The following is a 25,008-nucleotide window of genomic DNA, read 5'->3' on the forward strand; positions in this document are numbered from 1 at the left end:
GGGCTTAAGCGGGCGATTGTCACGATTACAGCTCCACCCGAATAGAATAAAGAGAGAAGAGCGAGAGGTGAATACGTTGGAGCGAGCTGTCACATATAAAAACAACGGCCAAATCAATATTATACTTAACGGACAAAAGCAAGTATTGGTTGATGCAGACTCAGAGGCAGAATACCTAGAAGCCTTGCAGAAAAATGAGGCAAAACACAGCATCTTACGGGAAATAGAGCGTGAAATGAACAGCCTTGTCGGTATGGATGAAATGAAACGAAACATAAAAGAGATTTATGCTTGGATTTTTGTTAATCAAAAACGGCAGGAACAAGGGTTAAAGGTAGGAAAACAAGCGCTTCATATGATGTTCAAAGGAAATCCTGGCACAGGGAAAACCACAGTTGCAAGACTTGTCGGGAAGCTTTTCTTTGAAATGAATGTGCTCTCAAAGGGTCACTTAATCGAAGCGGAACGCGGTGATCTTGTTGGAGAATACATTGGTCATACAGCGCAAAAAACAAGGGATTTAATTAAAAAATCACTAGGCGGTATTTTGTTCATTGACGAAGCCTATTCTCTTGCACGCGGAGGAGAAAAGGATTTTGGGAAAGAGGCGATTGATACCCTTGTAAAACATATGGAGGACAAACAGCACGAATTCATTCTCATTCTTGCTGGCTACTCCAAGGAAATGGAGCATTTTCTTTCTTTAAACCCCGGCCTGCAATCAAGATTTCCAATCAATATCAGCTTTCCAGATTATACTGTCGATCAGCTCATGGATATTGCAAAACGAATGATGGCAGACAGAGAATATGTATTTACACAAGAAGCCGAATGGAAGCTGCGGGATTATTTAATGCACATTAAAAGTACCACAAGCCCGGCAAAATTCAGCAATGGCCGGTTTGTGCGAAACACCATTGAAAAGGCCATACGAACCCAGGCGATGAGACTGCTTCTTGTGGATCATTATGATAAAAAAGATTTGCTGACCATTAAAAGTCACGATCTTCAAATGAAAGAGGATACGCCTTCTTGAAATGGCGTATCCTTTTTATAAAGAGTCACTAAAATAAACCATCCGAATAGTGGTATACGTGTGATCTGTTTGGTATGATGGTACTACTGAAAACTTAAGTACAGAAAGGAAACAACTGACGTTGAATGAACATGAAATGACTGAAAAAGCGATCCTTGTCGGCTGCCAATTGCCGCATGTAACGGATGAACGCTTTCAATACTCAATGGAAGAATTAGCTTCCTTAACCAAAACGGCTGGCGGTGAAGCTGTCAGCGTGATGACGCAGAAGAGAAATAGACAAGACAGCGCAACGTATATCGGGAAAGGGAAAGTAGAAGAACTTGAGGTGCTTTGCGAAGAACTCGAATGTGATGTCATTATTTTTAACGACGAGCTTTCTCCAAGCCAGCTAAAAGCTTTGGCGACTGCTTTAAATGTAAAAATTATTGATCGTACGCAATTGATCTTAGATATCTTTGCAAAAAGAGCCCGTACAAGAGAGGGGAAGCTGCAAATAGAGCTTGCCCAGCTTCAGTATGCCCTGCCGAGACTAAGTGGACAAGGGATCAGCCTCTCAAGACAGGGAGGCGGAATTGGCGCAAGAGGTCCAGGTGAAACAAAACTCGAAACAGACAGACGCCATATTCGAAACCGCATTCACGAAATTAACGGGCAGTTATCTGCAGTCAAAGAACACCGAACAAGATACCGGGAACGCCGAAAGAAAAATGGTGTGTTCCAAATTGCCATTGTCGGGTATACGAATGCCGGAAAATCAACTTTGTTTAATCAATTAACAGAAGCAGATAGTCATGAAGAGGATCTGCTGTTTGCGACACTTGACCCAATGACACGTAAGATGACATTAGAATCTGGCTACAGTGTGCTCATTTCGGATACGGTTGGCTTTATCCAAGACCTTCCGACAACACTGATCGCCGCATTTCGTTCCACACTTGAAGAGGTGAAGGAAGCCGATTATTTGCTTCATGTCATCGACTCTTCTAATGAGGATTATGAAGGGCACGAACGAACGGTTCATGAGCTTTTAGAAGAATTAGAAGCGGACCGTATTCCAATGCTGACTGTTTATAACAAGGAAGATCAAATTAGACCAGATTTCATCCCATCTTCAAAGCATCGCCACATCTTAATCAGTGCTAGACGCAAAGAAGATGTAAAAAGGTTAAAAGCGGATATTATGGCTGAGCTGAAAAAAGCCTTTTTAAAGCCATATCATGTGAAGATTCCAGCGTATGAAGGTAAGCTCATCTCCGCATTAAAATCAGAAACACTTGTGGAATCACTAGAATTTCAAAAAGAAGCAGAGATTTACGACATCACCGGATATAGTGGTGAGGATCAGACCATCTTAGGTCAAATCAAGAAGTATATGTTGGAAAGGAATTAAATTAAGATGTTTCACACATTAAAACATGGCAGTATTTTAGAAAAAGCAGCAGCAGAAACAGAACAAGAGATTTTACACGTACATCAGCAAATTGATCAAACGAGCGAACAAAATGAGTGGCGGGTGCTTGAAAGCTATCGAAAACACAAAGTCAGTGACTCTCACTTTAATCCAACAACTGGATATGGCTACGATGATATGGGGAGAGACACGTTAGAAAAGATTTATGCGGATGTCTTCGGAGGAGAAAGCGGCCTTGTCCGTCCGCAGATCATTTCCGGCACACACGCGATTTCCATTGCTTTATTTGGTGTGCTGAGGCCTGGCGATGAATTGATCTACATGACGGGAAAACCATACGATACGCTAGAAGAAATTGTCGGGATTCGCGGGAAAGAAGGGACAGGCTCATTAAAAGACTTCCAGATTGACTACAAAGCCATTGATTTGCTTCAAGATGGATCAGTCGATTACGACAAAGTAAAAGAGTCGATTTCTTCTAAAACAAAAGTCATCGGCATTCAGCGTTCAAAAGGCTATGCGTCAAGGTCATCCTTTACAATAGAAGAAATTGAGCAAATGATTTCATTTGTGAAAGAGATTAATGAAGAGATCATTGTGTTTGTAGACAACTGTTATGGTGAATTTACTGAATTACAAGAGCCGTGTCATGTCGGAGCTGATCTCATGGCCGGTTCACTTATTAAAAACCCAGGCGGAGGTCTTGCCAAAACAGGCGGCTACATCGTTGGAAAAGAAAAATGGGTCGAAGCTTGCTCTTATCGAATGACATCTCCGGGCATCGGCAGTGAAGCGGGTGCATCGCTGTATGCGCTCCAGGAAATGTATCAAGGCTTTTTCTTGGCGCCGCATGTTGTTGCTCAAAGCTTAAAAGGCGCAGTATTTACGGCTCGTTACCTTGAGAAGCTCGGATTCCAAACAAACCCAGCGTGGAATGCGAAAAGAACGGATTTGATTCAATCTGTCGAATTTGGAGATCCTAAAAAAATGATTGCGTTTTGTCAGGCAATCCAGTATGCATCTCCGATTAACAGTCACGTCACACCACATGCAAGCTATATGCCGGGCTACGAGGATGATGTCATTATGGCAGCGGGCACATTTGTACAAGGTGCCAGTATCGAATTATCAGCCGATGGTCCGATCAGACCGCCTTATACTGCCTACGTGCAAGGCGGACTCACGTATGCCCATGTGAAAAATGCGATTTGCAGTGCTGTCGATGCCTTATTGGATCAAGGTTTTATTGAAGTGCCTGCTCAATAAAAAAACCATGTTAATATTCCTAACATGTTGTTGACACATAATATAACATGACATATAATAAATTTAAGCAAAGAGGAGGAGACAGTTGAGATGAGTGATAACATTCGCCGCTCAATGCCTTTATTCCCAATTGGGATTGTCATGCAGCTAACAGAATTATCTGCAAGACAAATTCGCTATTATGAGGAAAATGGTTTAGTATTTCCAGCAAGAAGTGATGGAAACCGCCGATTATTTTCTTTTCATGATGTTGATAAATTACTAGAAATTAAAAACCTCATCGAACAAGGTGTAAACATGGCAGGAATCAAAAAGCTTTTTGCCAAAGCTGAGGCAGAAAATCCATCGTCGGATAAAAAGACGGAGGAAAAAACCACAGCTAAGCATAACTTGTCAGATGATGAACTCAGGAAGCTACTGAAGAAGGAACTCATTCAGGCTGGACGTTTCCAACAAGGAACGACCTTTAGGCAGGGGGATATGTCAAGGTTCTTCCGTTAACCAATTAGCAAAAGCATTGCTATACACATTTTACCTTTTGTAGGGGAGGAGTTTTACGAAATGGCAAAGTACACAAGAGAAGATATCGTAAAATTAGTAAATGAGGAAAACGTAAAGTACATCCGTCTGCAATTTACAGACATTCTCGGAACGATTAAAAATGTTGAGATTCCTGTGAGCCAGTTAGAAAAAGCTCTCGATAACAAATGTATGTTTGACGGTTCATCTATTGAAGGATTCGTACGTATCGAAGAATCAGATATGTACCTATACCCAGATCTAAACACATTTGTTATTTTCCCTTGGACAGCAGAAAAAGGTAAAGTTGCACGCTTTATTTGTGACATTTATAAGCCAGACGGGACACCGTTTGATGGAGACCCGCGTAACAACTTAAAGCGTATCTTAAAGGAAATGGAAGAACTAGGATTTAGTGATTTCAACCTTGGACCTGAGCCAGAATTCTTCTTATTTAAATTAGATGAAAAAGGCGAGCCAACGCTTGAACTAAACGATAAAGGTGGATACTTTGACCTTGCACCAACAGATCTAGGTGAAAACTGCCGCCGTGATATCGTTCTAGAGCTTGAAGAAATGGGCTTTGAAATTGAAGCATCTCACCACGAAGTAGCACCAGGACAGCACGAAATTGATTTCAAATATGCAGGCGCGATCCGCTCTTGTGATGACATTCAAACATTCAAACTCGTTGTCAAAACCATTGCGAGAAAGCACGGTCTTCATGCGACATTCATGCCAAAACCATTGTTCGGTGTAAACGGATCTGGTATGCACTGTAACCTATCATTATTCAAAAATGGTAAAAACGCATTCTTTGATGAAAAAGCAGATTTACAATTAAGCGAGACTGCTAGACACTTTATCGCAGGTATCGTCAAGCACGCAACAAGCTTTACAGCAGTCACAAACCCAACGGTTAACTCATACAAGCGTCTTGTACCTGGCTATGAAGCACCTTGCTATGTAGCATGGAGTGCACAAAACCGCAGCCCATTGATCCGTATCCCTGCATCACGCGGCATCAGCACACGTGTAGAAGTGCGCAGCGTAGACCCATCTGCAAACCCATACCTTGCACTAAGCGTATTACTTGCAGCAGGTCTAGACGGAATCAAAAACAAACTAGACGCACCAGCACCAATCGACAGAAACATCTATGTCATGGACAAAGAAGAGCGCCTTGAAAACGGCATCGCTGACCTACCTGCAACACTTGCAGAAGCACTCGAGCTGCTAAAATCAAACGAAGTCATGATCAACGCACTAGGCGATCACCTATTCGAGCACTTCATCGAATCAAAAGAAATCGAATGGGATATGTTCCGCACCCAGGTACACCCATGGGAACGCGATCAGTATATGTCTCAGTATTAATAATAAAAACCCCTTGGAACCAATGGTTTCAAGGGGTTTTTGTTTTGGTCAAAAAATGAACGGAATAATATTTTTGGTCTTTGGCCAAAATATGACCAAAAAAATTTGAAGTTATGAATTTAACTCCACAATTGATGATTGCTCGGATTATGAATATGATGTGAACAAAAAATAGATGACTGGTTCAACCATGATTGGGATGCGGCGATAAAAGTTCGGGAAAAAGAATCAGTACGGAGAAAGTCATGTGCAATTGGAGGGCACGATCATTCCACTTGATGAAGAATTTGAGATACCAGGTAGCGGGGAGCGGTACATGTTTCCGAGAGATACAAAGCTGTCTCTGAAAGAGCGAGTAAACTGTTATTGCGCGGTTGGTCCTGAGGTTGATCCTAGGTTTGTCAGTCGAGGAAAAAGAAGAGATTAGAAGAAAAATTTAAAGCATAACTAATTTGAAACAAATTCTCACTCTTTTCGTATAAAGAGAAAAGGAGAGAGATAAATGCAACTTATTCTTACTATTATAAAAGATTATGGAGTAATTTTAGGATCTATATTAACAGTATTTCTTACGTCTATGTTGGTAACGCAACGAAATGAAATTAAAAAAAATCGGAAAATTATAGCTGAAAGTCTTACAGGTTCTAGTGGTGCACTTTATATTTCTATGAAAAATATATTAAATAGAAGTAAGGTATCTAGTTTATCAAGAGAATTAGATGCGTTTTTTGAGAAATATGCGAATGATCACGGTTCTATTGTTAAGTTAAAAGATAAACGTATCATCATACAATTTCTTGAATTAGAAGAGCTATATTATGATTATTTGCTAAGTGAAGATAGCAAAAAGTTAGATGAATTTATGATAAAGTTCGTTGATTTAAAAAATGCAATAGAAAAAGTATTTTATGCGGAGCACAGAGTCGTTAATAAGGATATGCACTGGCATTTAATCGTTGAAAAAACAGAAAATATTTGGTTTAAGTTGTTTTTGAAATGCTATAAATTTATAAGCCATACGATTATTTTTTCTGTAACTTTAACTAGTTTTATGATGTATTTAATTATATCGGATAAGTTGCTTAAAAATCATTTCTATGAAAATATATATGGTTTTGTTGTAGATATTTTTATGATTAGTGTTTTGTTTTTTTTACCTGTTCTATTAATTAACTTAGCAATTTTCCTAAATGATGAAGAAAAATCGAATTGGATATATAAACCTTATAAATTTTTAATCCCCAATAAGTTAGTTAGGAAATTTCCGTTTTTAAGAAGGTTCACAGAAGGTGATGAAAAAGTAATCAATGAAAAAAGAGCCACAAAAGAATATGAAAATAATTACAAAGGACGCTTTAAAATGAAAGAAGGTGAATGAATTTCCACCCAAATTGATAAATGCAAAAATCACACACGTTTCATATGTAGACAAGGCTGATGATGCACAGTGTCTTGTGTATGGTATTGTATATGAACCAAACGTAGCGGATGCACGTGGAGATTACTTGACGCCGGCGGAGAACGAAAAAGTCGCTCATGGGTTCCTGAAGGATGCACTTGAGATCGACAAGCAGCACGATTTCCACGGCGGTGTCGGGGAAGTCGTTGAATCGTACATTGCTCCGTCTGATTTTGAAATGGGCGATGAAGTTATTAAGAAAGGATCGTTGGTCCTTGTGGCAAAAGCATCTGATGAAATCTAGGAACAGATTCAGTAGGGTGAGATCACCGGATATAGGTAAGCAAGAGCGTGAGCCCTAGCGGCGGTGTACTACTACCTGGATAAAGGAGTAAAAACAACGGTGTTGATGGCTACTGTGGACCAAATACAGCAAATTCAATAAAATGATTCTAATTGATGCATGGTCTTGCTGCTGACGGTATTTATGGCCCGAAGACAAAAGCAGGTCTTCAAAAAGCATTGAATTAAATATAACCCCTGTTCTTTTTGGATATGTGATTAGTAACATCAAACAAGTAAACTTACTGTATTTAAATATCTAAAGCATTTGCACCTATAAAAAACATACATATTCCTATATATATTCATGATCTTTTTTTGTTAAAATAAGGGTTAATAAACAATATCTCAATGAAATAACTTTTTTTAACAAAAAATATTTAAAATGTTCTCTTCGCCTGTGATAATCAAATAAAATGAATAGTGATAGGGGTTGTATGTTTGCCGGAAAAAGTTTGAACATCTATTTGTTTAAATCTCTTTTGATTAATTTGACCTAATGAATATATTGTATTTTATACCATAATATTCTATAATTATATATAAATGTAGAAAATAGACCTATAAGATCGTTAAAGTGTTGATTATTAAATTACGAGTCCGGGTCGTAATTTTTTAATAATACAATTCAAAGGGGAAACAAAATGAAGAGATTTATAACAAGTTTGAAAGTCTTTGTTGCTGTCTTATTATTGTTTGCGATCACACCCATTGTAGCAACCGCAGAAGAAACTAACGATCAGGATTTAACGTTTGAAAAAGCATCGGATATTTTAACAAATAAAGACATAGAAAACTACAAGGCTTTAAGTGAAGAAGAGATCATTGATCGAAAGACAGCGATTAGTGAGGGGTATGCTGAAGGTGATGTTTTATCAAAAGAAGATACCTTATTTTTACTTACTGAATCAATTGTTGAACGTCAAGATCAAAACGGAGAGCTTTCAACTCTAGCTGGTAAATCATCAAGAAGTATTAGTACCTCAAGAAAGAAATACGGAACAAAAGTAACTTTAAAAGGCACAATGTATCAAAATATTGCGTTCGTTGCAGGAACATCATCGTTTCGTGGAAATATTAAAGCAACACGAAACAGTGGGAAGCTCAAGCAGATCACCCTACTTACTTACCATGATTCATTCGGTGTCGTAGGATGGAACGGAGGGTGGCCATCTGTTGGTAAAGTATATGGTGGAAAAGTCAGTAATAAAAAAGTTGCCAATGCCAAAACATATGCAATGGATAAAACACATCGTTACAATTCCGTTTTGCCTGTATACACCACTATGTGGACAAAAGCAGCTGTGAAAACAAAGTCAGGAAATGCCTATGATGTAGCTTCTAAAACTTGGACTAGATGGCATTAATCCTTAATGAGAGGAGATAGTAAATATGCCTTGGAATACAATTATCACTGCCGGTCTATTTGTTGTGATACCTGTAGTCATTATCACAGCAGTCGTTTACTTTATTAAAAGGAAGAACACTAAAACATCTAATAGTTGATGACTTTAAAAAGAGCCGTTCATATTAATTCGGCTCTTTTTTTATATTAGCTAGTCAAAATTGCTCCCGAATAAGGCTTTACTATATCAAAACACCCTAAATTTTGCGGTTTCTTTTCGGTGTCGAAAGATTCTTAAAATGATAATATATGTCATTATAGGGAATAGCAAGGAAGGGGTAGGGTCTTATGGAGAAAGTGCTTTCTTCTCATGTCGGGTTGAAAATCAATGAATGGTATTACCATATTCAAAGATTTAACGTACCGGACGCTGAAGCATATAAAGAAGAAATAAAATCTTTGCTCGATGATATGGAAGAAAATCAAGATTTATTATTGTATTTCACTCTCATGGAGTTCCGACATAAATTAATGTTGGATTATTTGAATCCATTGGAAAATGGAAAAGAGCGTGCCAACTTTAGAGAATTAACGATGAAGATCAAAAGGGACCAAGAGAAATTAACAGGCTTACTTGATTATTATTTTAATTTTTTTTATGGAATGTATGAATTTGAAAACTATGAATACCTCAACGCCATTACCTTCTATAAACGAGCAGAAAAAAAGCTGTCCCTTGTAAGTGATGACATTGAACGTGCCGAGTTCAATTACAAGATGGCTGAAATCTATTACCACATGAAACAAAACCACATGTCCATGCACCATATAGCCCAGGCAATAGAATGTTATCGAGAAAAAGAAACTTATACAGTTAGACAGATACAGTGTTCCTTTGTCATTGGATTAAATTATATTGATATGGGTTGCCCCGAAAAAGCGAAGCCGCATTTTGAACATGCACTAGAAAAAGCAACGGAAAGCGACACTAAAAGATTAGTAGGATCAGCGCTTTATAATTTAGCGTTAAGCTATTTCCACAATAATGAAATAGCTGCTGCAATTAAATATTTAAATGATTCGATCGATGCATTTAAAGAGCGAGGATATGAGCATTTTAACAGAATACTTGATCCTTTAAGTATGCTTGTAAGGTCATATTTTCAATCTCATGAAAACGATCTAGGCATATACGCTCTCAATCAGGGCATAGAATTGGCTGAAAAATTAAATGATGACGTGATGTTTAAAGTATTCACTTTTTACAAGGCGCTTTATGTAAAGGAAGATTATGATAAAGTGTCGAGTGATACCGAATATTTAACCGAAAGAGGAATGTATGCAATTCTTGAAGAATTATCGAAAGATGCAGCAAGGAGATATAAAACAGTAGGAGATAAAGATAAGGCGTCGAACTTCTATGAGAAGGTTCTTTACTTCCAACAATTAATTAAAAGGAGCGATTGCCTTTATGAAATTTAAGTCAGTAGTAGCAACCCTCATCATTATTGGCACTTTGAGCACGCTGGGTTATTTCGCCTTTTCACAAGACCACGAAGAAGCTATTAGAGGACACACATCAAGTATCGGTTATGATAAATTCCATTAGAAAGAATCCCTTTTCGGGGGCTTCTTTTTTATTTGAACATTATTTTTCATCGTTTTAAAATCCTTAATCTACAATCCTTTTTCTTTTCCCCGTTGCTCTATCGAATGATTCAAGGATATACAAAAATGTTTTCCCTACAGTTTTAATTGGTTAAAAAACGATAAAGTGGATTAAAGTGTCAGACTCCTTATGGTATTCTAGTAAAAGAATATTCCATAAAAGGAGTCTTTTTTATATGAAAATATTAGATGCTCCATCTTTACTGTCAGCTGTCGAACAAAGGTCAAAAGTCTATCAGGAGCTTCGAGACGAAATGCAGCATGTGAAAAAAGCATTAAAAAGTGTGTCGGGATTAGGTGATGAATTTACTGGAAAAGGTGCAGACAATATCAAAGCCTTTTATGAGGATCTTGCGCTTTACACGGACACTTATCTTGACTTTATCGATATGCAAAAAGCGTTTTTAGATGGGGTAAAAGGAAAGCTTGATGATGAATCGTTAGGCGGGAGTACATTTATTGATGAGCATTTCTTAGACGCTCAACTGAAACAAGGGATTCAGAATAATAAAGATATGGTTAAGGAACAAAAAGAAGCTCTCTCCACTATTTTTGATGACATCAGTGATCTCATAGAACTGAATCTATTTTCAAGTAAAGAGGTCAATGAACATTTAGATGATGCGAACAAAAAAAGAAAAGATGCAATTGAGGCTTTACATAAAATAGATCATGAGCTAAAAACAGAATACGCAAAATCAGAAGCGGTTGAAAAACACCTCTCCACTTTTTATGCAAAAATGATGGCTGCTACAGGAAAAGGAAAAAATGCGCAGCCCATGTATTACGATGCAAAAGCATTTCATGAGACAGATGTGTACAAGAATCATGATAAAATCGATGCACAGGTGAAAGCATTTTTAAAGGTGAAAAAAGAAGAAAAAGAGAAACGAAGAATCAAAGAATTGAAAGAAAAACTCAACGATCCTTCGTGTATATCAGAAGAGAAATACTTTGAGATTGTAGACGAAATTGGATATGAGAATCTTTCTTACGATCAAAAAATGTATTACAGCCAGCTTCTCCAGTTCAAAGCGCAGGAAGAAGCATCAGAGGGGTTCGTTGATGTTGTAAAAGGAGCAGCAGTTGGTCTATATGATGTAGCCAAAGATACAGTAGTTGGCATCTATGATCTTGTGACAGATCCTGGAGGTGCCGTTGAATCGCTCGTAACGGCTGTTTCCCATCCAATTGAAACGTCGAAAGCGATTGGAAAATCGATTTCAGACTCATTCCAAAAAGAAGTCATCGATGGTGATGCATATTCTCGATCACACTGGTTTGCCTATGCAACTGGTTCTCTAGCAGAAATCGTCTTTGGCTCTAAAGGGGCGGGTGCCATTACAAAAACGGGAACAACAGCAGCCAAAACGACGGTGAAGAAAGGCCTTGAACAAGGTGCAAAATCATTAGACAGAGTCTCTATTTCGAATCTATTGCCATACTCACTAAAGTTTCAACTGGCTGGTGGAGGGAAACTTCCTTACAATGTGTTTGATGGGGAGAATCTAAAAAATAAACTTCTTTCCATGGCAAAACACTTGGACAATCAGCCTGTATATGGTATCTCTAAGACAGGTAGAAGATTACCTGCACCAAAATCACCACCGACTGTTGTCAGTTACGGAGATCACTATGTGAAATGGAAACGCAAGAAGGTATTAAAACCAAATGTAGTTTATACAACAAAACAAGGGTACTCATACACTACCGATCACTATGGACGTATTGTCAAAGTCGAAGCAAGTGATTTAAAATACGGGGAGGTCAAAAGAAACCAATATGCCCAATCCAATTCAGGAAAGCCTGATCGCCTATTAAAAGATGACGGAGGTCATTTGATTGCATCTATTTTTAAAGGGTCTGGGGATATTGATAATCTTGTGCCGATGAGTTCACAGATTAATAGAAGTGGCGGGAAATGGTATGAGATGGAGCAACGGTGGTTGAAAGCATTGAAAACCGATCCACCTAAAACTGTGACTGTTTCAATAAAAGCATTTTATGAATCAGATTCGTTAAGGCCATCTGAATTCCTAGTCAAATACAAGATAGACGGAAGAGTTTATACAGACACAATATATAACAGACCAGGAGGATGAACAAATGGAAACAAAAGAGATGGAAAACTTATATAGAGAAATAGCTAAAAATTTAAATGAAATGATCCCAGTGGAATGGGATACAATTTGGATGTATGCAGAAATGTTAGATGACTCTGCATCTGCTCTCTTTTATTTTACGGTTCCTAATAGAGAGGAATATTTTTATTCACACAATATCCCAGATCAATACCAGGTTAGTGAAGACACATATGATAGCCTGTTGATTAACTTACAAAGAAAATTAAGACAGTTGAGGGAAGAGTATACTAAAGAACAATCAGATAAATGGACAACTGTAAAAATGAAATTTACTTATTCAGGAAAAATGTCAACAAATTTTGGTTACGAAGATGTATTTTCTTTAGGTATTGACAATATACAAAGAATCGCAGTTTGGGAATATGAAACCTTTGGATTTCTCCCTGAAGATGAAGAAGATAAAGAAGCCGTATTAAATTATATAAAAAATAAAGACGATAACTAACGCAGAATACCCTCCGAATTAAGGAGGGTATTTGTTATATATTTTTCATAAGAAACTCATTTCCATTATCTAAACCGATAAACCGTCACCTCACAATCACCCAGCACCTCTTCCATCATCTCTTCAACAATCGTCCAATCGCCGCCTGCTAATCCGCAGCCAATCCCGTATGGAATGGCGATGGACGTTTGGTTTTTCTCTTCAGGTGAATGTGTCACTGTATCCTTTAAGTGTTGAAAGCAGCTGCGTAAGGCATCATAGTCTGTTTGCTTTCTTGTTCTTCCGTATCCAACTTGGGCAAATAAGTTGGCAACTGTTTTTCCATCTTTTGTTGTAATGAGTTGAATGGAGCTTAACAAGTCATCTCCATGTTCTGTACATAACTGTTTATAATCTTTGTACACATTCGGGTATTTGCTTTTGATCTGTTTTGCTAATCCAGCGCCCATGACTCCTTTACAGTTCACCTGGTGACAGATGATGTCTTCGCTTGCCTCTAAAATGTTGCCATCCACCGTTTTGATCATATGATGTAACCCCTTTTTGATAAAATGAAAACTTATGTTCTATTATAGCGGTTGTCATCATGTTATTTAAGAGCCAAAATGTTTTTGATGGGTTTATTTGTAGACACTTCAACATGATCTGATTGTCAAAGTTGATACATGCCGTCTAGAATATGGAGAGGCTGCAAACGTGAAATCAAGCAGAAACAGTGAGGGGTAACATATGAATCTATTAGAAACGAACCGGTTAATGATTAGACCGTTTTGCGATGAAGATGCGGCAGGAATGCTTGAGTACTTGGCTCATCCAAGAGTCAATTGTTTTCTCGATGATCGAGTCTCTACATTGGAGGAAGCGGCCGCTAAGGTGCAAGAGAGAAAAGAAGATCACTCATATGTAGCAGTTTGTTTAAAAGAAAGTGGGCAGTTTATTGGTGAATTGTTTCATTTAAAAGAGGAGCCTGATACGTATTCAATTGGCTGGAATTTTAATGCAGCATATGAAGGGAAGGGATATGCGCGTGAGAGTGCTGAAGCATTCTTATCCTATTTATTTTTAGAAAAGAGAGCAAGGCGTCTTTATGCCTATGTAGAGGATGATAATGTCCGTTCACAGGTATTATGTGAGCGATTAGGCATGCGGAAAGAAGGGCTTTTTCTTGAGTTTATTTCATTTACGAACCATGAAGACGGCACACCTAAATATGAAAACACATATCAATATGCTTTGCTAAAAAAGGAATGGGTGCAACATCACTCTCGTTAAACAAGTTAGTACATGATCTTCAGGTGACAGAAAAGTGACAAACCTGTCATATGATTCCATAGTTTGTTCGTTCGATCGATGGAGGCAGACATCTCATTTCAATTATCCTTATCGTAAATCAAGTAAAAAGGGATGAAATGAGATGCGGGGATTTAATGAAGATTTATTTAGGTGGGTGAATCAGCTCAGTATTGATTATGGTTCCTTGAATCCGATATTTATTGGACTAGCTGAATATACAGTGCTGCTAGCAGCGCTCATGTGTTTGTTTGTATGGTTTCAAAATCGCAGCAGGTACAATAGGGCGATGGTCGTTTCTGCTGGACTGACCTTCATATTGGCAGAGTTACTTGGGAAAATCGCAGGGGTGTTTTATTTCAATCAGCAGCCCTTTGCAGAAATGAGCCACGTCAATCTTTTGATTCAAAAAGAAGTGAATAACTCGTTTCCGAGTGATCATACCATCTTTATTTTTTCGATTTGCCTGATCTTTTGGCTGTTTCATAAACGCCATTTTTATTGGCTGATCATTGCGTGTGCTGTTGGATTTTCAAGGATTTGGGTAGGTGTTCATTATCCATTTGATGTCTTCGCAGGAGCTGCTATAGCGTGTTTAACAGCCGCTGCGGTTGTATATTTGCCGATATTTCAAAAAAGTGTTAATTCCCTCTTGTCATGCTATGAATGGCTTGAACAGAAATTGGTAGGGAAGAGAACAAAATAACATGCAGCAGTAAAATACCCCGATCTGTTAACGGCTGAGATCGGGGTACTGTTTATTTTCGCCAAAACGTTGAACAATCCGCTTTGTCTTCGATATTAAATTCAATGATTTTTTTCAGAAGAGGATAATCAACTGGCAAGCTTTCTTTCATGCGAAACATCTTTTTTCCATGATCGTACCCAGCTTGTACAATGTCAGCTGAAAATTGATCAATTCCTTTTCCTTCTGGTGCGACAGAAATGTGATGTTTTGCGACGCTAAACCCAATAATAAATGTGCCGTGATCTGTGAACATAGGCTGATTCCAAGCAATTCTTGGCTCTAATTGAGGGAATGTGTCTTCTACCCATTGTAAGATGTCTTGAGTGCGCTGCTTCAGCTCGGGGTTACCGATGTTGCTGATATATTCTTCAAACACATGCATGATGTTTATCCTCCATTTCCATCGACCTCATAAGCCTCAGACGGGATTCGAACCCGCACTCCTTTCGTAAGCATAGGCTAGGGGCAACACGCTTCCCTACGGAATTTCACCGACAGGAATTTCACCTGTCTCAGCTCTTGTGCTTTTCGGTGCTTCTGAAACCCTTGCCTTGCGACCCGCCAGCTACAATTTGTTTTACGGCGCTCTTCCCTTCTAGAGCTACTGAGGCGTGTAAGTGATTGATCATATTATATAAAGAAACTGGATAAATGAAAAGCTGCGCTGATCATTAGTTTACTGATCTTTAGATAGTCTTTGAAATGATGCGGTATTAACCATCATAAGATTAGAAAGCCCTAACAATGGGCTTTTTTCATTTCATCTCGAGATGTTTATTTTAAAAAAGGCGGAATTTTTTCGCAAATATCATTGACTAGAAGAAAGAAACGCACTTTCATTGGAAACGGTTATTGAAGATTCAAGTGATTCATATTAAAATGATGTCAAATGGACGAATTAGCAATTGCTAATAGAAGTTCCATATTTAGTGAAATCATGTGCTGCAGCTGAAGGTGATTGGGGGTGTAGAATGAGCAAAGTTCCTGTTGCGGAATTGGCATCATTATTAAATGACTGGAACATGGAAATCAAAAAAGATCATGCAGATGAGGCAGAACGGTTATTTGCCAAAGCGAAGCAAGCAGTAGAGGAAATTGACGATGCGGATATCCTCATATACTATTCTCTTCTTGAGAAAAGACATCACATTCTTATGTACAATTTAAGAGGGCAAAAGGGCAATGTTTCAACGAAAAGTATAGAGGGTCATTATGGAAAAAAAGAAGATGACCTGTCTAATCGTCTTGCCTATTATTTCGATTTCTATGAGGGTGTGTATGAGCAGCATCAAGGTAATTATGAGGTTGCATTGCAAATGTATCAAAGTGCTGAAAAGCTCTTAGATAAAATTCCAAGTGAGATAGAACGTGCTGATTTCGATTTTAAAGTGGCATGGCTTTACTACCGGCTTAGTCATATCATGCTCTCATTAAGCTATATCCGCAGAGCGCTCCACGTCTATAAGCGGCACAAGCAGTATGAAAGAAGAACGGCCCTTTCATACTCTCTTATAGCAGCGAATCTAACAGAGATCGGCCGGTATGAAGAGGCGCTTGAGAATTATCGTCTGGCAGAAGAAGTTTTGACAAGTGAGCAGGATGATTTTATGCTGGCTCAGCTTCATCACAATGTGGCCATTTTATATTCATTTTGGAACAAACCGAAGGAATCGATACGTCATCTTGAAAAAGCACTGTCCCATCAAGAGTACTATGATTCAGATTTCTTTTTCCATTCTACGTATCTGATCAGCCGGGAACTCTGTGTGATTGGTGAAAAGCAGCGTGCAAGCCAATATATAGAGGCTGCATATGCCAGAATAAAAGATGCTTCGCATGAAGTGTTTCAGCTAAAAATAGGCATCGTACATGATCTTTACTTAACGCATGCGCCACAAAGATTTCAGCAAATTGATGAGAAATTAAGAAAGTTAGAAGAGAAGAATGAATATCATGAAGTAAAAGAGCTATCACAATTTGCAGCAAAATATTGTGAAAAGCAAGCACTTTATGAGCAGTCTGTTTTTTACTTGAACAAAAGTTTAGAAGCAGATTTACATATGAAAAGAATGGGGTTGATTTAAGATGAAAACAGGACTAAAAGTATTATTTGTTGTCGGTTTAGCAGTCGCTGCGACTGTTCTATCGCAAAACGTTGCGGGTTCATTCGAAGTTGCAGAAAAAATCATTGGTGGTTAATACCATGTATCTCTCGCCCTTGTTGATATCGTCAGCAAGGGTTTTTTGTGTTTTAATAGGCTCTTCTTATTAAACGCTGCAAGAACGTTTAATAAGAAGAATTCGCAACAAAGGGGGTGTGCAAATTTATTACCTGCTCCATTATTCTAAATAAACATAGGGCAGAGCAACAAGTTAAAAAGGTCACTTTTCTTTGCTTAATTTAATTTTTTGCAGGACTTTTCATTCAAATTTTATCAAATTGGTCTAATGTACATAGAAGGAAAAGAAAAAGCAGGAGCACCGCCCCTTTTGTCATGCATATGATGAGATAAGGTCTGATATGAAGGCAGGTGATTGTATGTATCCACGGGTTTATGGTGGTTTTCATGGAGGCGGTTTTAGCGGAGGCGGGGCACATATTGGGCCAGTTGGTTCCCATATCGGCTTTGGCGGATATTATTTGAGCCCTGGTGTATTCTCTGGCTTAGGCGGTTTTCCCGGGTACGGAGGATTCGGGACATTTTCTGGATATCCATATGGTTCTACGTTCATCATGGGGCGCCCTCCTGGATTTTATGTGAGGAGTTATTAGTGTAAGATCACAATCATTGAAATAGCCTTCTAAAGAGAGGCTATTTCAATTGGTGAAAGTGCTTCAATCCAGCTGTTATCACAATGATTCCTAGGATGATGATAGGCAGCCAAATGATGATAAACGGGTCGTAACGATCTGTGTATGCAGCAATAGCCGCACCTAGGCAGTAAAAGACAATAGATCCAATTCGCAGCAAGCTCACATGCTGAATAGGGGCTTTTCTTTTTTCCCTGTATGATATGCGCTGAGCTGCATCTTCAAATAGATTAGCGAGTGTACTCGTGAGAACAGTTGTAGAAATGCCAGCAACATTCAATTTACGAGCGGCTGCTGTCTGCATGCCCATGGCCATACTTAAAAGGATGATCAGCATAAAGTAAGCACCTTGTGTATAAGGGAAAATGGTCATGAGAGCAAATAGAAGCAAAATCATCACTTCTATGATAAAAATGCGTGTCACGGCTTTTGGCCAAAACGCTTTCTCATGCTTCCCGCCTACCACAACTGCAAGTAAAACCCCTAAAACGAATCCACTTAGAGCAATGATGGAATGCAGGGCCGTTAGCTGCAAGGAGCTTCCTGCTGCAATGCCGAGCAGCACAATATTACCTGTCATATTGGCTGTAAACACATGCCCTAGGCTTAAATAGCCAATTACATCCACAATTCCTGCGGAAAGACATAAGAAAATCAAAGCTGTATTACGAAATGAATGTGCGGTCAAAATCGTCATCCCTTTCTTCCTCTCTAATGAATAAGTGTAACGCTTCATGACCGCGGATGTCCATCTGATGAGAAGGTCACATGTGTGCAAGCTGATGTAAGACTTGTCTAAAAGCATCATCGTTCACAAGGTGCCTCATGCAGCGGAACGGATCGCCTTTTTCCTTTAAACGCTCTATGACAGCTGGCATCGTAAAAAGAGTAGGATGAAGCTCATCATGATAGAGTTCGTCCCATTCCAGCGGTGTCGCAACAAGTCCAAGCTCATTTCCTCTCGGGGAATATGGAGCGATAATTGTTTTTCCAGCATCATGCTGAATGTAGTCTAAATACAAGCGATTGCCGCGTTTTTTCTTAAGACGTTCCAGAGTAAATAGATCCGGTGCTTGCTCACATAAAAATTGGCATATAAACGCAGTGAATTGTCTTGTTTCTTCGTAAGTGAAGGCATTTTTCTTTAAAGGAATATAGACTTGAAGCCCTTTGCCTCCGCTTGTTTTAATAAAGGCTGTGAGAAAAAGTCCGTCTAAAAGCGCTTTGATTCGTTTAGCAGCTTCGATAGCTAGATGAAATTCATTTACAGATGGCGGGTCCAGATCAAAGACGATTTCTGTCGGCCGATCCGTATCTCTTGTTTCAAAAGGGATATGAAACTCCATCGCCAGCTGGTTGCCAAGCCAAAGAAGCGTACGAGGATCATTACAGACCGTGTAAGAAATATCATCAACTTCATCTGTCAAAACAAAATCCGGCGCATAATCAGGAGTTGACTTTTGATAAAAGAATTCGTCTCCACTGCCATGCGGATACCGAATTAAAGTAAGACGCCTTTCACGTAAAAAGGGCAAAAGATAGGGAGCCACTTGTCTTAAATAAAGTAAGTAATCTGCCTTGTTCAGTTGAAGGGTCGGGACAATGGGTTTCTCAGGGTGAGTGACATGTATAACAGCAGGGAGTGGATACAGCTGTTTGAGCATTTGCTGAAATGTACATGCTGATGGATCCGCATCCAGTAAAAAGGAAGAAAAACGCGGCTCTCTTAACGCCGATCCATCAAAGGATATACACGCAATGCTGGCAACGATAGAAGGAGGGATTTCATATGATGATCCTCCTGTTAACTGGCCCTTTGTCTGGAATAGCGTGCGCAGTGTTTGTTCTTCTTCTTTAGAAAATCCATGCTTGAATTGGACAACTTCGATGAGAGCCGAATCTTGATAAATGGAGCCTTGGAAATAGCCATTTTCTTTGTCAAAACGGGTTACAATGACAGATACATACCGCCAGTTTTTTATTTTCAGCCATTCTTTTGAACGAGTATTGTCATGCCATTTACTCGTCTTTTTTTTCGCTACTAACCCTTCTGCTAAATACATTGTCATCAAGTTTTTCATGTATTCAGAGTCTAGGTCTGAATGAATGACCTGCAGAAGGGAAGGGTGCTCCAGCTGAACTGATGAAGGGAGTTTTGCGTCTTGGAAAACTTGCTGCAGCTGATTTTTTCTTTCCATCAACGGTAAATCAACGAGAGGTTTCCCTTTACATCTTAATAGATCAAACGCAATGAAATGACATGGAAATCGTTCAGCCTGTCTTTGGATGGCTTCTTTGTTTTTCAGCCGGCCTCTTTGCTGAACCTTCGCAAACTCACTTTGCTGTTCACTTAGTAAAAAGACCAATTCTCCGTCAAGTGTCAGTGGTAAAAAGGGAGCAAATTCGTCTCTTAATTGTTCGCACTGATCCATCACTTCAGGAAATTGCTCATTTAGCTGTTTTCCGGTCCTGCTTTCTAAACGAATCTCGTCTTCTTCCCATACAAGAATAGCCCGAAAGCCATCATATTTTAATTCATACACCCAGTCTGCACCGGCAGGTATATCATGTGCAGGTGTTAATCGCATAGGTTTCATTGTGCATGTCACTTCCTTATATCATGTGTTCTTAGAGTGGGATGAAATTTTCAATCACATACATAAGTCTGATGAAAACATTACATAGTAAGGAGAAAAGAACGGAGGAAGCGCGATGCATACAGTATGGAAAGGCGGCATTAGTTTCGGATTGGTCAATATTCCAGTCAAGCTGTTTACCGCTACAGAGAACAAAGACATTAAATTAAGACAGCTGCATAAAGAGTGTCACACGCCGATTAACTACAAGAAAGTATGTGCCAATTGCGGTGAAGAGGTAGCGCCAGAACAAATTGTGAAGGCGTATGAATATGCGAAAAATAAATTTATTGAATTGGACGATGAAGAGCTAGAAAAACTGCGAAAAGAAAATGAAGAAAAAGCCGTTGAAATCATTGATTTTGTAAAGATTGAAGAGATAGATCCAATCTATTATGAAAGAAGTTATTTCTTATCACCGGATACCGGCGGAGCGAAAGCTTATTCATTATTAAGAAAAGCTTTAGAGGAGTCGGGGAAAATTGGTGTGGCAAAAATTATGATCCGCTCAAAGGAGCAATTAGCGATCGTTAGGTGCTATGAACATATTTTGCTGATGGAAACCATTCATTTCCCTGACGAAATTAGACAAGTATCAGATGTACCGAATATTCCCCAAGAGGAGAACATTGTCAAGAAAGAGTTAGATACAGCGCTCCTTTTAATCGAGCAGCTGACCACAACATTCGATCCAGCGGCATATCAGGATGAATACAGAGAACAGCTGATGAATTTAATTGGCGATAAAATATCTGGAGAACATACCGTTCAGCCAGAAACGACAAGTAAAAAAGATCCTGCAGCCAATGTGACAGATCTAATGGCCGCACTACAGGCTTCGATCGACCGATCAAAACCAGCCAAAGCGAAAAAAGCAGCGCCTAAGAAAAGAAAAACTCCAGCGAAAAAAGAAAAGAATGCATAAAATAAGACCGCTGATGAGCGGTCTTAAATTGTTGACAAAAGACTAAAATGATCTTTATTTTAGCCTTTTGTTTTCCTTCAGCGTGATAGAAAACCTTTGCAGTCTAGGAAGAAACGAGTACCGGAGCGGAGCGAATTTAACATTCGTGAGCACCGGCACGCAGGACTGACACCGAATGCGAGGGTTTGTCTACACGCTAAGACCGCTGACGAGCGGTCTTATTGCGGCTTTAACACGTCCTGAATCGTCCCATCTTTTCGGTGAATGACAACGGATGTTCCTTTATTAGCTGAAATCTCCTTTGCCCGGTCAATTGCTTCTTGTTTTGTTTCTTTGACCTCACTTGCTCGTTTCGCTTTCTCTGTTTGAATCGCCCAGCCTTCCGTGTGCTTCACTACATGCTGCGCATGATCCATGAGCTCTGGTCTTGCGGAGCTGCTGCCCTCAGAAGGTTTGACAGAACCATGAGATGAGAAATTTTCTACCTCTTTCTCCGTTGCGTTCTTTTTCCACTCTTTCGCTTGACTGATTGCAATGGGAATGGCTCTATTTTCCTCATAGCCTTCCTGTATCATTTTATTGGCAATCTCAAGCGCTTTTTTTCGAATGACGTTGTCTAATGATTGAAATGAAGCTGGATAATCGTTCATCGTCCAAGGCATATGAACCGCTCCTTTCTGTTATTTTATTTGAACACCTTCCCCCATCTGCAATGGGTCAAACATACAATGTCTCTCAAACTAATGTTAGGGATAAAATACATCGTTTTGCTGAGGCAGAATATCATCAACTCCTGCAGAATAGAAGGTAGAAAAGGAGTGATTTTGATGATGATGAAAGGTTTATATGAAGCACATTTACCTGTGAGTGATTTGGAGGCATCTATTGCGTTTTATGAAAAATTGGAATTGACACTTGCTCATGAAAATGAACGAGTTGCTTTTTTATGGATTGAGAAAGGAAAGAGCTGGCTTGGCCTGTGGAAAGTAGATATAAATGACTTTCCATACCATCCAGCGACTCGGCATGTTGCCTTTCAAATTACAACGTCTAGTATCGAACAGATCAAGACTTGGCTGATCGAAAGAGGCATCAGCATTCACCCAATGTTTGGTTTTTCAGAAGAAAAGCAGCCTCTAGTTCTCGATAATCCGCCGCAATTTCATGCAGCGATCTATTTTCTTGACCCAGATGAGAATCTGCTTGAATGCATTGCTCCACTTGAACTTGATACAGGAGAAGACTACGATATCATGACGTATGAGGATTGGGAACGAAAGAAAAATCCGTTTATTGATTGACAAAATCACTTATTGTAACTATATTGATTACAACGGTGGTGAAAGATTGTGAAACAAATTAGCAGCAGGTATCCGATTGCTGTTCATATTGTGTCATTTATTGCAGGTGTTCCAAAAGAGTGTACTAGTGATTTTATTGCAGAGAGCGTGAATTCAAATCCAGCCATTGTTCGAAAAATGATGGCAATGCTCAAACGGGCGGGTCTCATTGAGATTCGCCGCGGAGTAGGCGGTGCTTATTTAAAAAGAGCAGCTGAAGATATTACGCTGTTAGATGTGTATCGTGCTGTGGATGTAAGCGAGGATGAAGAATTGTTTAACTTTCATCAGCCCGTCATCGCATGCCCGATTGGTCAAGCGATGGACACGAGACTTCGGCATGAACTAAAAGAAGCACAAGCTGCACTTGAGAATCACCTAAAGCAAGTGACAATTCAGCAATTATTAACAGAGGCGGAATAAAAAAGCTCGTACATTAGAGCTTTTTTTACACCTTTGTTGTAACCATTTCGATTATAACGAATGCACATCACCGTTGAACGAAAAATGAGGAGGTCAACAAATGAAATTATTAGTAACAGGCGCAACGGGACAACTTGGATCGCTCGTCGTCAAGCATTTGCTTACAAAAGTACCGGCTGAACAAATTGCAGTCAGTGTTCGAAATCCGCAAAAAGCAGCACATTTGAAGGATGCTGGGGTGGATGTACGCCGTGGAGATTTTACTCAGCCAGACACATTGACATCAGCATTTGAGGGCATTGACCGTCTGTTGATCATTTCAACGGCAGATGGAGACCGCGTGCAGCAGCATAAAGCGGCAATCGAAGCGGCAAAAGCAGCAAATGTGAGTTTTATTGCTTATACAAGTGTTGTCAATGCAAGAGAGAGTCAGCTTGTCCTTGCAAATGACCATGCCAAAACAGAAGAAGCCATTTTGGCCTCTGGCATTCCTCATGTATTTTTAAGAAACAACTGGTATGTTGAAAACGAAAAAGATACGATTCTGGCGTCAGTCAGCGGCGCACCATTTTTAAACCCTATTGGCGAAGGAAAGGTTGGCTGGGCAACAAGAAATGACTACGCAGAAGCGGCAGCAAATGCGTTAACACTTCCAGTACATGATCAGGAGATATATGAACTGTCAGGCCCGCTTCGGACACATAGTGAACTTGCACAAATTGTCAGCAAGGTGAGCGGAAAAGAAATCAAAGTAGAAAAAATAGATGTAGATACATTTGGAGAATTTTTAGCTTCAAATGGTGTACCAAAAGAAGCAGTGCCATTTGTCAAAGGCATTCAAAGCGGCATTCGCGATGGTGCATTAGCTGTCGAAAGCCAAGATTTCGAAACATTACTAGGCCGGCCGTTAACACCTATTGAAGAAAGAATTCGTGAATTGATTTCAAAATAAACATCAAAAACGCCCTATGAAAAGGGCGTTTTTTTATTTAGTCACACAGTCCATAAGTACAAATTTTAGACAAATCACTTCGTTGAAATTTCAGAAATTTGGGATTAAAATGAAATTAAGGTCTGTTATTTAATCATCAGATGATCAGAATGATGAATCAAAATGCAGCAATAGAAGGGAAGTTCGCCGATGAAAGTCCATTTATTCGTTACTTGTTTAGTTGACACGATGCAGCCAAATGTAGGAAAGGCGACAGTGGAAGTATTGGAAAGACTCGGTGTTGAAGTGGAATTTCCAGAAGCACAAGTGTGCTGCGGACAGCCAGCCTTTAACAGCGGCTATACAAAGGAGACAATCAAAGCAGCGAAAAATATGATCAAAGCCTTTGAATCAGCTGAATATGTTGTGACACCATCAGGTTCATGTAAGGCGATGTTTTTAGAATATCCTCATCTTTTAAAAGAAGACCGAGTGTGGTCGGCCAAAGCTGAGGCACTTGCCGCAAAAACATATGAATTAACAGAGTTTATTGTTGATATATTACACGTGACAGATGTAGGGGCAAGCCTGAAAGGGAACGCAGCCTATCACACCTCCTGTCATATGACGAGACTGCTGCGTATTAAGGAGGCGCCTTTTACGCTGTTGTCAAATGTCAAAGATTTGACGATGAGACCATTGCCCCGCGCAGAAAATTGCTGCGGATTTGGAGGAACCTTTTCAGTGAAAATGACCCCTATTTCTGAGCAGATGGTTGACGAAAAAGTACAAAGCATAGAGGAGACAGGCGCTGATTATATCATTGGTGCTGACTGCGGCTGCCTGCTGAATATTGGCGGGAGGCTGAACCGTCTTGAAAAACCCATCCAAGTGATGCACATCGCAGAAGTATTAAACAGCCGCGGACTTTAAGAGGAGGAACGGCAC

23 protein-coding genes and 3 pseudogenes are annotated in these 25,008 nt (G+C 39.4%); 21 read left to right on the forward strand and 5 right to left on the reverse strand.

The annotated features are described in order from the left end of the window. Window positions 1-76: 76 nt before the first annotated feature. The 13 genes and pseudogenes from spoVK to NSQ72_RS08425 all read left to right on the forward strand — a co-directional run bounded on the left by spoVK (window position 77) and on the right by NSQ72_RS08425 (window position 12,955). On the forward strand, window positions 77-1,036 hold the full coding sequence (gene spoVK / locus NSQ72_RS08365) for a stage V sporulation protein K (RefSeq protein ID WP_048239875.1): 960 nt from the start codon (window positions 77-79) through the stop codon (window positions 1,034-1,036). 121 nt (window positions 1,037-1,157) lie between these two features. Beyond that, the gene (gene hflX, locus NSQ72_RS08370; RefSeq protein WP_341083775.1) at window positions 1,158-2,429 is read left to right on the forward strand and encodes a GTPase HflX; all 1,272 of its coding nucleotides are present in this window, start codon (window positions 1,158-1,160) and stop codon (window positions 2,427-2,429) included. 6 nt (window positions 2,430-2,435) lie between these two features. Beyond that, the gene (locus tag NSQ72_RS08375; RefSeq protein ID WP_341083777.1) at window positions 2,436-3,716 is read left to right on the forward strand and encodes a methionine gamma-lyase family protein; all 1,281 of its coding nucleotides are present in this window, start codon (window positions 2,436-2,438) and stop codon (window positions 3,714-3,716) included. Between the two features lie 90 nt (window positions 3,717-3,806). Beyond that, a complete protein-coding gene (locus NSQ72_RS08380) occupies window positions 3,807-4,217 on the forward strand; it encodes a MerR family transcriptional regulator (protein ID WP_039178801.1) in 411 nt (136 codons plus the stop codon). 60 nt (window positions 4,218-4,277) lie between these two features. Then, a complete protein-coding gene (gene glnA / locus NSQ72_RS08385; protein ID WP_007499421.1) occupies window positions 4,278-5,612 on the forward strand; it encodes a type I glutamate--ammonia ligase in 1,335 nt (444 codons plus the stop codon). Between the two features lie 217 nt (window positions 5,613-5,829). Further along, window positions 5,830-6,052 (forward strand): annotated as a pseudogene (locus tag NSQ72_RS08390) (hypothetical protein); the annotation flags it as partial. A gap of 62 nt (window positions 6,053-6,114) precedes the next feature. Beyond that, window positions 6,115-6,990, forward strand: coding sequence for a hypothetical protein (locus NSQ72_RS08395; RefSeq protein ID WP_341083778.1), 876 nt, complete (start codon window positions 6,115-6,117; stop codon window positions 6,988-6,990). Further along, window positions 6,983-7,312 (forward strand): annotated as a pseudogene (locus NSQ72_RS08400) (XkdF-like putative serine protease domain-containing protein); the annotation flags it as partial. The gene NSQ72_RS08395 and the pseudogene NSQ72_RS08400, both read left to right, overlap by 8 nt. A gap of 54 nt (window positions 7,313-7,366) precedes the next feature. After that, window positions 7,367-7,542: pseudogene (locus tag NSQ72_RS08405) on the forward strand (peptidoglycan-binding domain-containing protein); the annotation flags it as partial. 455 nt (window positions 7,543-7,997) lie between these two features. Beyond that, on the forward strand, window positions 7,998-8,720 hold the full coding sequence (locus tag NSQ72_RS08410) for a hypothetical protein (RefSeq protein WP_341083780.1): 723 nt from the start codon (window positions 7,998-8,000) through the stop codon (window positions 8,718-8,720). A 326-nt stretch (window positions 8,721-9,046) separates the two neighbouring features. Continuing rightward, window positions 9,047-10,180 (forward strand): Rap family tetratricopeptide repeat protein, encoded by a 1,134-nt coding sequence (locus tag NSQ72_RS08415; protein ID WP_341083781.1) that lies wholly within the window; start codon window positions 9,047-9,049, stop codon window positions 10,178-10,180. Window positions 10,181-10,542: 362 nt separating this feature from the next. Next, a complete protein-coding gene (locus NSQ72_RS08420) occupies window positions 10,543-12,468 on the forward strand; it encodes a T7SS effector LXG polymorphic toxin (RefSeq protein WP_341083783.1) in 1,926 nt (641 codons plus the stop codon). A gap of 4 nt (window positions 12,469-12,472) precedes the next feature. Continuing rightward, window positions 12,473-12,955 (forward strand): immunity protein YezG family protein, encoded by a 483-nt coding sequence (locus NSQ72_RS08425; protein WP_341083785.1) that lies wholly within the window; start codon window positions 12,473-12,475, stop codon window positions 12,953-12,955. Between the two features lie 65 nt (window positions 12,956-13,020). Here the strand turns inward: NSQ72_RS08425 and NSQ72_RS08430 are convergent, their stop codons facing one another. Further along, window positions 13,021-13,482, reverse strand: a complete 462-nt coding sequence (locus NSQ72_RS08430; RefSeq protein WP_341083787.1) for a macro domain-containing protein — start codon at window positions 13,480-13,482, stop codon at window positions 13,021-13,023. Between the two features lie 202 nt (window positions 13,483-13,684). On the opposite strand from NSQ72_RS08430, the gene NSQ72_RS08435 reads away from it, so the two are divergent. Beyond that, complete coding sequence (locus tag NSQ72_RS08435) at window positions 13,685-14,227, forward strand: GNAT family N-acetyltransferase (RefSeq protein ID WP_341083789.1); 543 nt, start codon at window positions 13,685-13,687, stop codon at window positions 14,225-14,227. Window positions 14,228-14,369: 142 nt separating this feature from the next. Next, window positions 14,370-14,951 (forward strand): undecaprenyl-diphosphatase, encoded by a 582-nt coding sequence (locus tag NSQ72_RS08440; RefSeq protein WP_126681887.1) that lies wholly within the window; start codon window positions 14,370-14,372, stop codon window positions 14,949-14,951. A 52-nt stretch (window positions 14,952-15,003) separates the two neighbouring features. Here the strand turns inward: NSQ72_RS08440 and NSQ72_RS08445 are convergent, their stop codons facing one another. Next, entirely contained in the window at window positions 15,004-15,375 is a 372-nt protein-coding gene (locus NSQ72_RS08445; RefSeq protein ID WP_058837630.1) for an iron chaperone, read from the reverse strand. 589 nt (window positions 15,376-15,964) lie between these two features. On the opposite strand from NSQ72_RS08445, the gene NSQ72_RS08450 reads away from it, so the two are divergent. Beyond that, complete coding sequence (locus NSQ72_RS08450) at window positions 15,965-17,077, forward strand: response regulator aspartate phosphatase (RefSeq protein ID WP_039178848.1); 1,113 nt, start codon at window positions 15,965-15,967, stop codon at window positions 17,075-17,077. Between the two features lie 729 nt (window positions 17,078-17,806). Here the strand turns inward: NSQ72_RS08450 and NSQ72_RS08455 are convergent. Both NSQ72_RS08455 and NSQ72_RS08460 read right to left on the reverse strand, forming a co-directional pair. After that, complete coding sequence (locus tag NSQ72_RS08455; protein WP_341083792.1) at window positions 17,807-18,502, reverse strand: YoaK family protein; 696 nt, start codon at window positions 18,500-18,502, stop codon at window positions 17,807-17,809. 67 nt (window positions 18,503-18,569) lie between these two features. Beyond that, a complete protein-coding gene (locus NSQ72_RS08460) occupies window positions 18,570-20,402 on the reverse strand; it encodes a DNA ligase D (RefSeq protein WP_341083794.1) in 1,833 nt (610 codons plus the stop codon). 115 nt (window positions 20,403-20,517) lie between these two features. Here NSQ72_RS08460 and ku point away from each other — a divergent pair, with 115 nt between their 5' ends. After that, the gene (ku, locus tag NSQ72_RS08465) at window positions 20,518-21,366 is read left to right on the forward strand and encodes a non-homologous end joining protein Ku (protein ID WP_341083795.1); all 849 of its coding nucleotides are present in this window, start codon (window positions 20,518-20,520) and stop codon (window positions 21,364-21,366) included. Between the two features lie 218 nt (window positions 21,367-21,584). On the opposite strand, the gene NSQ72_RS08470 is transcribed toward ku, so the two are convergent. Beyond that, a complete protein-coding gene (locus NSQ72_RS08470) occupies window positions 21,585-22,028 on the reverse strand; it encodes a DUF2188 domain-containing protein (protein ID WP_058838212.1) in 444 nt (147 codons plus the stop codon). Between the two features lie 165 nt (window positions 22,029-22,193). On the opposite strand from NSQ72_RS08470, the gene NSQ72_RS08475 reads away from it, so the two are divergent. From NSQ72_RS08475 to NSQ72_RS08490, 4 genes are all read left to right on the forward strand, one after another. After that, entirely contained in the window at window positions 22,194-22,667 is a 474-nt protein-coding gene (locus NSQ72_RS08475) for a VOC family protein (RefSeq protein ID WP_341083796.1), read from the forward strand. Window positions 22,668-22,715: 48 nt separating this feature from the next. Continuing rightward, complete coding sequence (locus tag NSQ72_RS08480) at window positions 22,716-23,129, forward strand: Rrf2 family transcriptional regulator (RefSeq protein WP_041109186.1); 414 nt, start codon at window positions 22,716-22,718, stop codon at window positions 23,127-23,129. 100 nt (window positions 23,130-23,229) lie between these two features. After that, window positions 23,230-24,081 (forward strand): SDR family oxidoreductase, encoded by an 852-nt coding sequence (locus tag NSQ72_RS08485; RefSeq protein ID WP_341083800.1) that lies wholly within the window; start codon window positions 23,230-23,232, stop codon window positions 24,079-24,081. A 189-nt stretch (window positions 24,082-24,270) separates the two neighbouring features. Further along, the gene (locus tag NSQ72_RS08490; protein WP_039178870.1) at window positions 24,271-24,993 is read left to right on the forward strand and encodes a (Fe-S)-binding protein; all 723 of its coding nucleotides are present in this window, start codon (window positions 24,271-24,273) and stop codon (window positions 24,991-24,993) included. Window positions 24,994-25,008 lie beyond the last annotated feature (15 nt).

The organism is Bacillus sp. FSL R5-0659 (assembly GCF_038008785.1).
GTDB lineage: Bacteria > Bacillota > Bacilli > Bacillales > Bacillaceae > Bacillus > Bacillus safensis.

Coding starts and splice junctions, on each gene's coding strand:
- ku (WP_341083795.1), top strand. CDS start 20,518: ATGCATACAGTATGGAAAGGCGGCATTAGTTTCGGATTGGTCAATATT.
- NSQ72_RS08475 (WP_341083796.1), top strand. CDS start 22,194: ATGATGATGAAAGGTTTATATGAAGCACATTTACCTGTGAGTGATTTG.
- NSQ72_RS08415 (WP_341083781.1), top strand. CDS start 9,047: ATGGAGAAAGTGCTTTCTTCTCATGTCGGGTTGAAAATCAATGAATGG.
- NSQ72_RS08410 (WP_341083780.1), top strand. CDS start 7,998: ATGAAGAGATTTATAACAAGTTTGAAAGTCTTTGTTGCTGTCTTATTA.
- NSQ72_RS08460 (WP_341083794.1), bottom strand. CDS start 20,402: ATGAAACCTATGCGATTAACACCTGCACATGATATACCTGCCGGTGCA.
- NSQ72_RS08420 (WP_341083783.1), top strand. CDS start 10,543: ATGAAAATATTAGATGCTCCATCTTTACTGTCAGCTGTCGAACAAAGG.
- NSQ72_RS08375 (WP_341083777.1), top strand. CDS start 2,436: ATGTTTCACACATTAAAACATGGCAGTATTTTAGAAAAAGCAGCAGCA.
- NSQ72_RS08470 (WP_058838212.1), bottom strand. CDS start 22,028: ATGCCTTGGACGATGAACGATTATCCAGCTTCATTTCAATCATTAGAC.
- NSQ72_RS08450 (WP_039178848.1), top strand. CDS start 15,965: ATGAGCAAAGTTCCTGTTGCGGAATTGGCATCATTATTAAATGACTGG.
- NSQ72_RS08435 (WP_341083789.1), top strand. CDS start 13,685: ATGAATCTATTAGAAACGAACCGGTTAATGATTAGACCGTTTTGCGAT.
- NSQ72_RS08445 (WP_058837630.1), bottom strand. CDS start 15,375: ATGCATGTGTTTGAAGAATATATCAGCAACATCGGTAACCCCGAGCTG.
- NSQ72_RS08430 (WP_341083787.1), bottom strand. CDS start 13,482: ATGATCAAAACGGTGGATGGCAACATTTTAGAGGCAAGCGAAGACATC.
- NSQ72_RS08425 (WP_341083785.1), top strand. CDS start 12,473: ATGGAAACAAAAGAGATGGAAAACTTATATAGAGAAATAGCTAAAAAT.
- NSQ72_RS08440 (WP_126681887.1), top strand. CDS start 14,370: ATGCGGGGATTTAATGAAGATTTATTTAGGTGGGTGAATCAGCTCAGT.
- NSQ72_RS08485 (WP_341083800.1), top strand. CDS start 23,230: ATGAAATTATTAGTAACAGGCGCAACGGGACAACTTGGATCGCTCGTC.
- NSQ72_RS08455 (WP_341083792.1), bottom strand. CDS start 18,502: ATGACGATTTTGACCGCACATTCATTTCGTAATACAGCTTTGATTTTC.
- NSQ72_RS08395 (WP_341083778.1), top strand. CDS start 6,115: ATGCAACTTATTCTTACTATTATAAAAGATTATGGAGTAATTTTAGGA.
- NSQ72_RS08380 (WP_039178801.1), top strand. CDS start 3,807: ATGAGTGATAACATTCGCCGCTCAATGCCTTTATTCCCAATTGGGATT.
- NSQ72_RS08490 (WP_039178870.1), top strand. CDS start 24,271: ATGAAAGTCCATTTATTCGTTACTTGTTTAGTTGACACGATGCAGCCA.
- glnA (WP_007499421.1), top strand. CDS start 4,278: ATGGCAAAGTACACAAGAGAAGATATCGTAAAATTAGTAAATGAGGAA.